Raw genomic sequence first — 12,947 nt, forward strand, 5'->3', positions numbered from 1 at the left:
ATTCCATCCTATTCATCTGTTTCCATTGGGTAGCGTAAATAAAAATACTATTTTTATCGCCCAAAAAAGTAAAGACTACATATGCCGACTGATGCTTCTCTTAAGCTGATTCCAATGACAACTTTCGTGCTGGAGTATTATTCACACGAAGGATATGCCGATCTTCAGATTCTGAATCTGATGAATAATTATGCCAATTTCTTAAAGAAGCGTTTGACTCTTGGAATGTTTGTTCCTGTAGACCGTAAAGGAAATATCTTAAAAGAGCCTAAAAATTATACCGCATGGAAATCTTTGGATCATAATGATGGAAAAAGAACGGATATTGTGGGTTTTGAAGAATATGCGGAATATCAGAAGGCCGAGCAGAACTGTATGTTTGAAGGATTTAAAGTAGATTATAATGGATACTCAAAAGTGAGAATCATTGCCTCTTATGACCCTTCTATTGAATTGTCTTTTAATAAAAATGACCTGCTTCCTTCAGGATTCAATGATGTAGAATCACTGACCGTATTTGATGATATCTTTTTAACATCCAGTGCATTAAAAGCAATTGGGATAAAGCGGTAAAACCTTATCCTATAATGAAAAACCTTTATCAGATCTGATAAAGGTTTTTTGTTTGTTCTCTTTTATCGTACACATTCTCCGGAATGGCAGTGATAGCCTGAAGGACAAAGTCCGTTGATACAAGGACCTGCAGCATCAGGATAGCACCTTTCATCTGCACGGCAATGAGAGTGAGGTGGACATAGAGAAAGCAGATTGCCAAGACAAACGCCCACTGGAAGAGGAAGATTCAATTCTATACCGATTGCCCCCATCACGTTTTTCAATGCTTTTCTGTTTAATTTTTTCATGGTTTTTGTTTTTAAGTGTTATTGATTTTTAGTATACTTTCGAGCTCTTTTATAAAATCCTTCTGTGCTGTGTTGATGCGTTGCTGTGCTTCTGCGGAATCAAACCATATCCATTGATCTACTTCCGGAACTTCTATTATTTTACCTGATTTAGGCGGCCATTCCAATGAAAAAGTATTGCTGCAAAGGTCGGAAGTATCAAGATCAGTTTCCAAAGCCCATGCATAAACAGTTTTTCCTCCTTTTTGTGTAACGGGTGATAATTCGATGAAGCTCCCTTCTATTGTTTTTCCCGTTTCTTCTTTAAATTCTGTCAGTGCACGCTCCAATGGATCTTCGTCAGGAAGAATCTCGCCTTTAGGAATAGACCATGCTCCAAGATTTTTATTCCTCCAGAACGGCCCGCCGGGATGAACCAAAAAATAATACAGATTGCCTTTTTCTTTTTTAAAAAGCAAAATACCTGCACTTGTTTTCATAGGATTAAAGGTTTGATTATTAAAGATATAAAAAATACTTAATCAGATAATCAATAAGATAAACCTTTCTTTTTAAACTCAGAAGGAGACATTTCCTTATACACCTTGAACATTTTATGGAAGTGGCTGGCATCATTGAAACCCAGCCTGTCGGCAATTTCACTTATATTATAATGGCTTTGCAGTAAAAGCTTTTCAGCAGTCTTCAGCTTATGCTGTATGACATGCTGTTGTATGGAGAATCCCGTCTTTTTTTTGATGTAAATGCTGATATAATTCGGAGACAGCATAAATTCTTTGGCCAGGTTCTCAATTTTCATTTTATCAGCATCCAACGCATTGACATTGATATAATATAAGATCCTCTCAATTTTGCTTACATTTTGTGCAATCCTGCTTTTTGCAGCAGTATTTTGCATTGTATTCCGGATCAGAATCGTAATAATACTGGAAAAGAGGTCTGTAGTTATCTCTTTATTATAAGTGTTTTTATGACTGAACTCATACAGAAGAATCCGGGCAAGCTGTAAAAGATGCTCCCTATCTGTTTTACTCTTAATTGCTGATTCGTACACAAAGGAATGATCTTCCATCAGGAGCTGTACAGCCTTTTTAAGTTCATTCTTTTTGTTGGGCAGTAAATTTTCCCAGATATACTGCTCTGTGAATTTTATATAAATGAATTTCGTTTTGTTTTTAATTGAAAATTCATGGCCATCACTTGGTCTGAGTAGGAATACATCCCCCTTTTTATACGGGAAAGTAATGCTGTTAAGATGATGAAATCCTTTTCCGCTTTCTATGATAATCAGTTCGTAAAAATTATGATTGTGATATTCAACATCCCAGCTTTCTTTTTCAATACTGAAAACATTGAAAGAGTTGAAATTAACGATTCGTTTCATAATGGAATGGATTTTTACAAATTTACCATTAATTTTTACAATATATACCAATGAATTATTGATGAATTTTGCCTTATCAATACATTCAAAATGAAATATATAAAACAATCAGTACTGCTGCTTGCCTCGACAATTGTTCTCATGTCCTTTTCTGATCATGAAAGGGCTACAACAGAAAAAGAGCAGCAGCATGAAAAACAGATCCGAACAAAAAAATACTGGCCGAATGGAGCTCAATTGGTTATTTCCGTTTCTATGCAGTTTGAAACCGGTGGACAGCCGGAAGGCGCTGAAAGTCCTTTCAGTGGAACTCCTCTACCTAAAGGGCAGCCAGATCTTCCTGCAGAAAGCTGGTATCGCTACGGAGGAAATGAAGGAATTTACCGCATGTTGGATTTATGGAAAAAATACAATATCAAAGTAACCTCGCATGTGGTGGGAACTGCTGCTGAAAGATATCCTGAAGTTGCCAGAGCTATTGCCAACGGTGGTCATGAAATTGCAGCTCATGGTTTTACCTGGGATAACCAATGGAATAAGAACTATGCTGACGAATTGAATTTTGTAAAACATGGGGTAGATGTCGTTGAAAAGATTACCGGGCAGAAAGCTGTTGGTTATAACGCCAATTGGCTGAGAAGAAGCCCGAATACCCTTAAAGTATTACAGGATCTGGGCTTTTTATATCATATCGATGACTTAAGCCATGATGAACCTTTCATGACCAAAGTAAAAGGAAAAAACTTTGTTGTTATTCCTTATACGCTTCGTAACAATGATATTGTTAATATTGAAGGAAAACACTGGAGTCCTGATCAGTTTTTAGCACAGCTGAAATTTGAGTTTGACCGTTTGTATGAAGAAGGTGCATCAAAAAGAAGAATGATGAGCATCAGTTTCCATGACAGAATCGGAGGAACACCTGCAATGGTTCATGCCATGGAAGAATTTATTAAATACACCAAAGAAAAACAAGGTGTCGTCTTTATGAGAAAAGATGATATCGCCAAAATGGTGATGAATGATGCTGATACTCCGGTTGATAACAGCGAAGAAAAGTTTAATAAGTAAGGAAGCTGGATGCAGGAAGTTATCGAAGTCTGTAAAGTAGTTTTATGACTTGTATAACTTCTATCTTCCATCTTCGCTCTTCCATCCTAAAAATACCTCTATGAATAATACAAAAACAGCCTATTTTTTCCTGCGTGTATCGATGGGAATCAACCTTTTGGGACATGGATTGGTCCGCCTCGTGAAATTGCAAGACTTCGCCTCAGGAATGATGAAAGGTTTTGAAACAAGCTGGCTTCCACAGCCATTGGTCCATCTTTTTGGTGTTACACTCCCCTTTTTAGAATTTCTCATCGGGTTATTGCTGATGATTGGTTTTAAAACCCGTATTACTGCTATAGCTGGAGCTTCTCTGATTATCCTGTTGCTTTTTGGAAGCAGTACCGTTGAAAACTGGGAAGCAATGGGCATTCAGATGATCTATGCAGGATTGTTCTACATTTTGATCAGCAGAATTGATGACAATGGTCTGGCTTTGGACAGAAAATGATAAAGAACAAAGAAAACGATTAAGACCGGGATATAAAAGGTTACAGAGAGAATAAGAAGAAGGATATTATTCAAATTTTGTCAGCTTTTCTTTCCCGGTTTTTTACGTGATCTGAGATTATGTTACAACTTCCATAGATTTTGCTACTCTATTTTTATAATTATGCCCCAATTTTGCATCATCAATAATAGTTGTTGAGTATATTCAATTTATTTTCAATGCAATACATAACCCTTAAAATAAAAAAACGATGCAAACTATATTAGGAGCCAATGGGCAGATTGGTGAAGAACTGGCAAGAGAGCTTAAGAGAAACTATACCTCAGATATCCGTATTGTCAGCAGAAATGCTAAAAAAGTAAATGATACTGACACTGTTTTTTCTGCAGATTTATCAGACAGAGAAAAAGCAATTGAAGCTGTGAAAGGAAGTGAAATTGCTTACTTCACCCTTGGACTTCCTATGGATACCGGTTTATGGGAAAAACAGTTTTTGACCATCATGAAAAATGTTATTGAAGCCTGTAAAATCAATGGTACCAAGCTGGTGTTTTTTGATAACACCTATATGTATCCTCAAAACAATCATGTTTTAACAGAACAAACCCCATTTGCTCCTGTAGGACGAAAAGGAATGATAAGAAAACAGATGGCCGAAATGCTTTTAAAAGAGATGAAAGCCGGAACAATACAAGCTGTAATCTGCAGGGCTCCGGAATTTTATGGCCCTGGAAAAACGCAGAGTATTACGAATAGTCTTATTTTCAATGCAATTAAGGAGAATAAAAAGCTGAAAGTACCTTTAAGAGATGATCAACTGCGAAGTCTGATCTGGACTCCTGATGCAAGCCGCGCCACTGCTTTAATAGGAAATACTCCGGATGCCTATGGACAGACGTGGCATCTACCCGTGGATGATCATAAATTAACTTATAAAGAATTCATTGCCTTAGCTTCTCAGATTTATGGCAAAGAGTTCAGGTATTCTGTTATTCCAAAACTGGCTTTTACCATAGGTTCTTTATTCAACAAAAATGCAAAAGAATTACAGGAACTGCTTCCAAGATACCAATATAATAACCTCTTTGATGATTCAAAATTCAGGAAAAGATTTCCGGAATTTCCAGTAACGACCTACAGAGAGGGAATTGAACAGATAAAAAAAGAACAGCAAACGACAAAATAATCCCTTAAAATAAGTACCTTAGAAACACCAATACCACCACCGAAGGACAAAATATTCCCATCCTCCGGAGGGGTGGCAAAAATTCAAAGAATTTTTGACGGGGTGGTAAAAAAGAAATAAAATGAAAGCTCCCGAAAAAGTAAAATCCATCACTGCATTACACAACTTCCTGAACTTGAAAAGACCTTCCAATCCTTTGATCAGTGTGTTTGATTTTAATGAAGTGAATGTTGATCCGGAAACTATTCTGAGTGCTGTAACCACAGATTTCTATGTAGTTTCGATAAAAAAAGACTGTGCTGGAAGATGCAAATATGGACAGCATTATTATGATTTTGAGGATGGAATTATGTATTTCATTGCTCCTAATCAGGTACTTCAGTTTGAAGATATTTTACTTTCTGAGGTGAGAGGAAATGTACTCGTTATTCACCCTGATTTTCTGCAGGGATATCCGCTAGCATCTGCTATAAAGGATTATGGCTATTTCTCTTATTCTGCCAATGAAGCCCTGTATCTTTCTGAGAAAGAAGAAAAATCGGTAACGGACATCATGGATAATATCAGCAGAGAGATTGAATCCAATATGGATGGTTTTACTCAGGATTTGTTGGTTTCCAATATTGATTTACTCTTAAAATACTGTGACAGGTTCTACAAACGTCAGTTTTTAACCCGGAAAAAAGTGAATCATGATCTTTTAACCCAGCTTGAAACGTTGCTCGATGATTATTTTAAAATTGAAAAACTACTGGTCAATGGGATTCCTACAGTACAGTTTGTGGCTGCGCAGATGAATATAAGTCCCAATTATCTGAGTGATATGCTGAGAGTTCATACGGGACAGACAACCCAGCAGCATATTCAGAACAGAGTGATTGAAAAAGCAAAAGAAATGTTGTCTACCACTACAATGTCTGTTTCGGAGATTGCCTACAATTTAGGATTTGAATATCCTCAGTCTTTTCATCGCTTATTTAAAAATCAGACTGCTGTTTCTCCTTTAGATTTCAGGAAGTCTTTTAATTGATACTATCATGAGTAAACTTTATCATAATTAAGACATAAGAATATTTCAACTTTGCTCAATGGGAGATTTTCAGAAAGCGGGAAGTATTATTCATTTTTCTCGCAGATGATACAGATTACGCAGATTTTTTATTAAGATCTGCATAATCTGCAAAATCAGCGTGAGATAAAAAACAAAGTATGCTGTATTCAATTTTATCGGAGATAAAATCCTTGTGTTCTTATAACAGTTTTTTTTATTTCATTTTGCGTCTTTGCGTACCCAAAACCTCCAGAGAACTATAAAGTTAAAAAGTATTTAAAAATAAAAAACGCAAAGTTTTAATGGTTTCAGATTTTTACTAAAAATGAGTAATGATAATGTCCGTAAACTGTATCATTAATTTTTCCCTATGATCCCTCAAAATAAAGTAAAACATTAAAATCTTTGCGCTTATTTTTCTTTAAATTTTATACTTGTCTTACGATAAAATTGATTTTATTATCGTAATAAGGCTCATGGCAATAACCACCATTCCTACCACCACGAACATTTTCTTTGTTGGAAGTTTTGCCGTAAGCATCGCAGAAAACGGAGCGGTAAAAACACCACCCAGCAAAAGCCCCAACACAATATTCCAGTGATGAATACCAATGGTAAAGATGAAGGTAATGGCACTCGTAATAGTCAGTAAAAACTTAGCAACAGTAGAGCTTCCCACTACATAACGGGGAATTCTTCCCTCTTTAATCAATGTTCCGGTTACCAATGGTCCCCAACCACCTCCTGCAAAAGAATCAATAAAGCCGCCAACCAAACCTAATACTCTTAGATTTGTTCTTCGTTTGGCTTTTCCTTGCCCGGATTCTTTATCTTTGAATGCATTTTTAAGGATATTGATCCCAAGATACAGCGTGTAGCAGGCAATAATAGGTTTTACAATATGGGCATAATGTTCACCATAATGAGACAGAGTTAAAGCACCGATAATAGAACCTACGATAGCCAATGGGAATAAAACCCATACCATTTTTTTATTGACATTTCCCAGTTTATAATGGCTGAAACTTCCGGCCGCAGTGGTAAATGATTCAGCAGAATGAATACTTGCGCTTACAACGGGAGGTGGAACATTCAGCAGTAAAAGAATGGTGGTACATATTACGCCATATCCCATTCCCATGGAGCCGGCAACAATCTCTGCCATAAATCCTGCAAACAGCATCCAGTAAAAAATATGACCATCTTTATTCAGAAAATACTGAATATTACTGGAAAGATTGAACTGATACACTACAAGTCCAAATAACCCAAAAAGGAGCAAAACTCCAATAATAGCAAGGTAGATATTGGCTTTTCTCTGAGCTGTTTTTGTTATATTGATCAGTTTTTCAATTTCCCTATCCGGTTTTGCAGCAACTTTTCCGTCAGACAGATATTCTGTAGTAATTTTGTTGAGTTCTTTAACCTTATAATTGAAATCTCCGGTGAGCTGATTGCGAATATTCTGCATATTATCCAATAAATGATTCATTTCATCAGGAATCACTTCTGTAAAGGTTTCCCTTAATCTTTTAGCAATGGTCGGGGACTTTCCATTGGTGGAAATGGCAATTTTGAGACTTCCCTTTTTAACAATGGAACCCAAATAAAAATCACATAGATCCGGCTTGTCGGCAATATTGACCAGTACATTTTTTTCCTGGGCTTTTTCTCTGATTTCCCCTGCCAGTTCAATATCATTTACCGCAATAATGGCCAGATCAGCATCATTAAAATCATGATCGGCATAGGCTCTTTCGTGCATTATAATATTGGAAAACTGAGTTTGTAAGGTTCTGACTTCGGGGATAATCTCTTTGGCTACCAGTTTGATAGGTGTTTCCGGTGAATTACCCAGTACAGATTCCAGTTTTTCCAAAGCAACCTTACCACCACCGATGATCAGCAGTGACAGGTTTTCAAGTTTTAAAAATATGGGATATAATGAATTGCTCATCCTGATTACAGTTTTAAATCATAAGTAAAAGCGAGGTAGTAGAGTCCTCCGATTTCAGGACCTGCTGCATACTGGAAATATCGGCGGTTCAGCAGATTGGTGGCTCCAATTTTAATATTCGCACGAATTTCAGGAAGTTTCCATGTAGCCTGGGCATCAATCGTATAGTAAGCAGGAATTGCTCCGGATGCTAAAGGACTTTCCCACATAAAGCCACTCTGCCATCTTGCCACAAGGGTAAACCCTATGTTTTTAACAATTTCTCTGTTTCCAACACTTACATTCACCATCCATTTTGGGGTGTTGAAGGCTGTAATAAATAAGTCTGAGTTATTATTGGAAGCAAGGTCATTATAAGAAACATTGGTATTCACATTATAATTTCCTGTGATATTATAACGAATTCCTAAAGACGTTCCATAGCTTTTGTACGTATTGTTGCTGTTGGTATAAACTCTATAACGATCCTGTTTGCTTCTATCAAGCATAGCAAGAACAGCGGTATTGCTTCCTACCTGGCTGTTTTTTGGAACTGCCACTTCTACCTGACCAAGGAATCCTTCATAAATGTTATAATAAAAATCCCAGTCCAGCACAAGTTTATTATTGAAAAAAGTGGACTTATACCCTACTTCAAATGAATTGATTTTTTCCGGCTGTAATTTCTGCAGATTGGCTACAGTTAAAAGCTGTTTGTTATCCTGAGCCGCCTGAGCCTGGGTTTTCCCTGCATCTACATCTGCATTCACTGCTGAGGTGAATTTATCAATGGAAGCCAATGTGTAAGAATTTTCCAGATAGCCTAATCCGTCATTCACTTTTGAAAGTCCGCCTACTCTTCTTACATTTCCGTTGTTCACAAAGGAAAGGGCTTCAAACAGAGAAGGAAAACGATATCCGTTCTGGAAAGAAGCTCTGAAATTATGCTCTTTCACCGGAGAATAGACAACACTGATTCTCGGATTCAGTTTTGCTTCAAATTCAGGGTTTCTGTCGATACGTAAAGCCGCATTGATTTTTAATTTATCATCAAAGAAAAGCTTGGTAATCTGTGCAAATGCGCCATATTTCTGATAAATAACATCTTTTCCAAAAGTACCGTTGGCTAAAGGAATATTTCTTTCATTGACAGGACGGTTAAAATCAACAAAATTGTTTCCATCCGGAGTAATGCTGTACAAACGGTAATCTACACCCGCAAGAAGGTTGAATATCTTTACAAATCTGCTGAAATCGTAGGTAAGTTCACCCTGATAAAAGCGGGATTTCTGTTCCAGTTTTGCTCCTCCCGTTGCCGGAGCTCCTGCTACACCTCCATTGGCCGAATCCCAGTTGTTGATTCCGATGATGGTATTTTTTAATTGCTCAAAGGCTGCCGTTCCCGGTACAACTCTGTTTTTATCTGCTTCCTGGCGCGCTAAGGTGAAGGCATCATTAAGATTAACCCCTGAATTAAGACTATTCTGTAGAGTCGTTTGAAAAATATTTTTCCAGTTCGTATTGGAAAGGTTGGTCAGATCAAGATTATCTGCCAAAGGTTTCAGATTATAAGAATCTCCCGTATTTTCTATGGATACATAAGCTCTGAAGGTCAGTTCTTTTCCTGTGAGTTCTACTTTATGGTTCTGAACCGTAGCATTCTGCAGACGGATTTTATTTCCTCTCTGGAAAGTTCCGTCCAGTAAGCCATAACGATACACGTAAGAGGTTCTCCACTGATCTCCGAAACGGTAGTACAATCCCGCATCGAACTTGATATTTTTCACATCCGGACTTACCAGATCTTTTTCCAGATATCCTGTCCTTGAAACATTGAAAGTGGTTGGTTTTCCATTGTAGTCTACTTTTACAGCAACACGATTATTTCTTTCGTCACCATATTTATTCCAAAGGTCTTCCGCCGGATTATTGGCCAGAGAAAAATTAGGATTGGCGGTGACCAATGATCCCGGATTCTGATCAGTAAGATTGTTCGAAATCCAGTCGGTTCCGCTGAAATATGAGGCATTGACTTTAACAGCAAAGTTTTTATTAATCACCTTTGCAAAACGGATGGCACTTTCTCCCAGAGAACTTATTTTATGGTTAACATTGTCTACATGATTCACTCCACCACGGAAATAAACGCTTATTCCTTCGGAAGTAAACGGATCTTTGGTCTGTAAACTTGCCAGTCCGTTGATGGCATTCATTCCGTATAATGCAGAAGCGGCTCCAGGCGTAACTTCCATAGATTGAATATCCAGTTCTGTAGGCCCAATGGCATTTCCCAACGGTACTCCCAATGTTGCCGACTGTACATCTACTCCGTCTACCAGCTGCATAAAACGGAAATTATTAGGCGAATTGAATCCTCTTGAATTAGGAATTTTCAACGTAAGACTGGAGGTTAAAAGCTGTAATCCCTTTACATTTTCCAATGTTTCATAGAAGGATGCTGCCGGACTTTCTCTGATGGTTTTAATATCAATTTTTTCAATGGCAATGGGTGATCTTAATATTTTTTCCGGAACTCTGGAGGCTGAAATTACTACATCGTCAATGATGGTGTTCTGAGGGTTTAAGCCTATCGTTATTTTGTTGGAAGGTGAAAGTATTTCAACAGTTTGACTCGTGAAACCATCTTTCTGAACAACCACTCTGAAGGGAATCGTAACTCTTGTTCTGATTTTGAAGTTACCCAACTGATCTGTGAATGCGTTATCCTGTGTATTTTCGATCTGTACTTTTACGGAGTCAAGACCTTTTCGTGTATCTGTATTTTTGATGCTTCCGCTAAGCTCTATAAGCTGCTGCTGTGCTTCTGCGAAGTTAAAGAATAGAAATGTGAATGCAATAATACCTGCTTTTGGTAGAAAATTTCCCTGTTTTTTGTTTTTCATTTTGCTTCATTTTTTAGGTTGAGAATGAAGCTGTCTGAACTTTTTACTTCTATGATGAAAGTCTTTATCTTGTTTAATATTACAAATGAGAGGCTTAGAATTCCCCTGCTTTGGAGGGGTGGCGAAAATTCAAAGAATTTTTGACGGGGTGGTTTAAGCCATTAATAGTATTGCTGAGATTGCTTCACCTTCGGTTCGCAATGACAGTCTCGTAAAGTTTCATAATAATTCAAAAACTTCAAACAGCTTTGTTTGTATTGTTATTTTGAGAATCAACAACACATACACATTCGTCCGCCTGAATGAAGAGGTTGAGTTTTTTTGTTTTTTTTCAGATCATAATGAAAATTAGCCATATAATTAATTTAAGGTATGTAAATAACGGTATGAAAAATCACCAAATGTTTCTTCTGCAAGTCTTTTCTGTACATAAATTCCGAAAAGCTCATCCAGCGTGGTCAGAATTTCTTCTTCACCAATGTTTTCTTTAAATTTTGTATTCAGTCGCATTCCTAAGCGGTCTCCCCCAATGTGAAGATTATATTTCCCATAAGCTGTACCCACAAATCCGATTTCAGCATTGGGAGATCTTCCGCAGCCATTAGGACAGCCGGTCATACGGATGGTAATATCTTCTTCCAATAGACCATATTTTTCAAGGATAGGTTCTATTTTTGTGACTAAAGAAGGCAAATAACGCTGTGCTTCTGCCAAAGCCAATGAACAAGTGTTCAGGGCAACACACGCAACAGAATTTTTACGTAAGGCGCTTGCTCCGTGGGTATAATCCGAAATTCCGTGTTCTTTTAAAATATTTTCAATTTCAGGCTTATCTTTTTCGTCAATATCTGCCAGAATAAGATTCTGATTACAGGTAAAACGGAAATTGGCTTTTCCAGTTTGTGCGATTTTTAGTAATCCTGATTTTAAAGGATATTCTGCGGTGTTAAGAATTCTTCCGTGCTCTACAAATACGGTATAAAACCATTTTCCTTCATGATTCTGAATCCAGCCATAGCGGTCTTTTCGTTGTTCAAATTTGAATTCTCTTGCAGGTTCAAAACTGAATCCTGTTCTTTTTTCTACTTCAGATCTATACTGGTCGATACCCAATTTATCAATTGTATATTTTAATCTTGATAATTTTCGGTCGCTTCTGTTTCCGAAGTCTCTTTGTACTGTGATGATTTCGTAGACCGCTTTCAATACTTTTTCTTCCGTATCTACAAATCCAAGAATGGATGCAAGACGTGCGTAAGTGGCTTCATTTCCGTGTGTTGCTCCTAATCCTCCTCCGGCAGCGATATTGTAACCTACAATTTTATCATTTTCGATAATGGCGATTAAAGCAATATCATTGATGAATACATCTACATCATTATTGGGCGGAACTGCAATTCCAATTTTCAGTTTTCTCGGAAGATATCTGTCCTGATACAAAGGATCTTCTTCCGCTTTTCGATCAACCAGAAGTTCATCATCAATCCAGATGTCATAATAAGATTTAGTTTTAGGAAGACACATTTCGCTGATTTTTCCTGCCAGTTCGTAGGCTTCCTGCTGTAAAGGTGATTCCGAAGGATTGGCAGTACAGGTTACATTTCTGTTGACATCTCCACAAGCTGCAATCGAATCCAGATGCTGCAGATTAAAGCTCTGAATGGTTGGTCTTAAATGAGATTTTAAAATACCATGAAGTTGAATGGTTTGCCTTGTGGTTACTTTTATGGTTCCTGTGGAATGATCTTCTGCTGTTTCATTCAACCCTACCCATTGTTCCGGAGTTAAAAAACCACCGGGAAGTCTTAATCTGATCATATAAGAATACAGCCACTCCAGTTTTTTGGAGACACGTTCTTCTCTTCTGTCTCTGTCGTCCTGTTGGTACATTCCGTGGAATTTGATGACAGTCTGGTCATCTTCTCTGATGGCTCCGGTGAAGTTATCTGCAAGGCTTTCCTTTAAAGTTCCTCTGAGTCCGTTACTTCCGGTTTTAATTTTTTCTACCGGTGAAAGGTTCTCTTTATTGTTGTTCATAATTGTTTCCTTTAATTTTTACGGGT

General features: G+C 37.4%; 11 protein-coding genes. 5 read left to right on the plus strand and 6 right to left on the minus strand.

Annotated features, from left to right (window positions below):
• Positions 1-81 precede the first annotated feature (81 nt).
• Positions 82-573 carry a hypothetical protein gene (locus tag RAH34_RS07535; protein ID WP_306595693.1) on the plus strand — a complete coding sequence of 164 codons (492 nt, stop codon included), beginning with the start codon at positions 82-84 and terminating at the stop codon, positions 571-573.
• A gap of 62 nt (positions 574-635) precedes the next feature.
• On the opposite strand, the gene RAH34_RS07540 is transcribed toward RAH34_RS07535, so the two are convergent.
• The 3 genes from RAH34_RS07540 to RAH34_RS07550 are packed head-to-tail and all read right to left on the minus strand — an operon-like array spanning position 636 to position 2,247.
• Positions 636-863, minus strand: coding sequence for a hypothetical protein (locus tag RAH34_RS07540; RefSeq protein WP_162800885.1), 228 nt, complete (start codon positions 861-863; stop codon positions 636-638).
• 11 nt (positions 864-874) lie between these two features.
• A complete protein-coding gene (locus RAH34_RS07545; protein ID WP_306595694.1) occupies positions 875-1,342 on the minus strand; it encodes an NUDIX domain-containing protein in 468 nt (155 codons plus the stop codon).
• Between the two features lie 50 nt (positions 1,343-1,392).
• Positions 1,393-2,247: an AraC family transcriptional regulator gene (locus RAH34_RS07550; protein ID WP_306595695.1), complete on the minus strand. Its 855-nt coding sequence runs from the start codon at positions 2,245-2,247 to the stop codon at positions 1,393-1,395.
• 90 nt (positions 2,248-2,337) lie between these two features.
• On the opposite strand from RAH34_RS07550, the gene RAH34_RS07555 reads away from it, so the two are divergent.
• The 4 genes from RAH34_RS07555 to RAH34_RS07570 all read left to right on the plus strand — a co-directional run bounded on the left by RAH34_RS07555 (position 2,338) and on the right by RAH34_RS07570 (position 6,024).
• Positions 2,338-3,318: a polysaccharide deacetylase family protein gene (locus tag RAH34_RS07555; protein ID WP_306595696.1), complete on the plus strand. Its 981-nt coding sequence runs from the start codon at positions 2,338-2,340 to the stop codon at positions 3,316-3,318.
• Between the two features lie 100 nt (positions 3,319-3,418).
• A complete protein-coding gene (locus tag RAH34_RS07560; protein WP_306595697.1) occupies positions 3,419-3,808 on the plus strand; it encodes a DoxX family protein in 390 nt (129 codons plus the stop codon).
• Between the two features lie 250 nt (positions 3,809-4,058).
• Positions 4,059-4,994, plus strand: coding sequence for an NAD-dependent epimerase/dehydratase family protein (locus RAH34_RS07565; RefSeq protein ID WP_306595698.1), 936 nt, complete (start codon positions 4,059-4,061; stop codon positions 4,992-4,994).
• 121 nt (positions 4,995-5,115) lie between these two features.
• Positions 5,116-6,024, plus strand: a complete 909-nt coding sequence (locus RAH34_RS07570; protein ID WP_306595699.1) for an AraC family transcriptional regulator — start codon at positions 5,116-5,118, stop codon at positions 6,022-6,024.
• A gap of 460 nt (positions 6,025-6,484) precedes the next feature.
• Here the strand turns inward: RAH34_RS07570 and RAH34_RS07575 are convergent, their stop codons facing one another.
• From RAH34_RS07575 to RAH34_RS07585, 3 genes are all read right to left on the minus strand, one after another.
• Positions 6,485-8,002, minus strand: a complete 1,518-nt coding sequence (locus tag RAH34_RS07575) for a TSUP family transporter (protein WP_306595700.1) — start codon at positions 8,000-8,002, stop codon at positions 6,485-6,487.
• 5 nt (positions 8,003-8,007) lie between these two features.
• Positions 8,008-10,884: a TonB-dependent receptor domain-containing protein gene (locus RAH34_RS07580; RefSeq protein ID WP_306595701.1), complete on the minus strand. Its 2,877-nt coding sequence runs from the start codon at positions 10,882-10,884 to the stop codon at positions 8,008-8,010.
• 360 nt (positions 10,885-11,244) lie between these two features.
• Entirely contained in the window at positions 11,245-12,921 is a 1,677-nt protein-coding gene (locus RAH34_RS07585; RefSeq protein ID WP_306595702.1) for an NADPH-dependent assimilatory sulfite reductase hemoprotein subunit, read from the minus strand.
• Between the last annotated feature and the right edge of the window lie 26 nt (positions 12,922-12,947).

Origin of the sequence: Chryseobacterium sp. WLY505, assembly GCF_030846215.1 — a bacterium.
Classification (GTDB): domain Bacteria; phylum Bacteroidota; class Bacteroidia; order Flavobacteriales; family Weeksellaceae; genus Chryseobacterium.

Bases quoted from the DNA above. Each gene is read 5' to 3' on its own strand.
- RAH34_RS07535 (WP_306595693.1), top strand. From the start codon at position 82: ATGCCGACTGATGCTTCTCTTAAGCTGATTCCAATGACAACTTTCGTG.
- RAH34_RS07540 (WP_162800885.1), bottom strand. From the start codon at position 863: ATGAAAAAATTAAACAGAAAAGCATTGAAAAACGTGATGGGGGCAATC.
- RAH34_RS07545 (WP_306595694.1), bottom strand. From the start codon at position 1,342: ATGAAAACAAGTGCAGGTATTTTGCTTTTTAAAAAAGAAAAAGGCAAT.
- RAH34_RS07550 (WP_306595695.1), bottom strand. From the start codon at position 2,247: ATGAAACGAATCGTTAATTTCAACTCTTTCAATGTTTTCAGTATTGAA.
- RAH34_RS07555 (WP_306595696.1), top strand. From the start codon at position 2,338: ATGAAATATATAAAACAATCAGTACTGCTGCTTGCCTCGACAATTGTT.
- RAH34_RS07560 (WP_306595697.1), top strand. From the start codon at position 3,419: ATGAATAATACAAAAACAGCCTATTTTTTCCTGCGTGTATCGATGGGA.
- RAH34_RS07565 (WP_306595698.1), top strand. From the start codon at position 4,059: ATGCAAACTATATTAGGAGCCAATGGGCAGATTGGTGAAGAACTGGCA.
- RAH34_RS07570 (WP_306595699.1), top strand. From the start codon at position 5,116: ATGAAAGCTCCCGAAAAAGTAAAATCCATCACTGCATTACACAACTTC.
- RAH34_RS07575 (WP_306595700.1), bottom strand. From the start codon at position 8,002: ATGAGCAATTCATTATATCCCATATTTTTAAAACTTGAAAACCTGTCA.
- RAH34_RS07580 (WP_306595701.1), bottom strand. From the start codon at position 10,884: ATGAAAAACAAAAAACAGGGAAATTTTCTACCAAAAGCAGGTATTATT.
- RAH34_RS07585 (WP_306595702.1), bottom strand. From the start codon at position 12,921: ATGAACAACAATAAAGAGAACCTTTCACCGGTAGAAAAAATTAAAACC.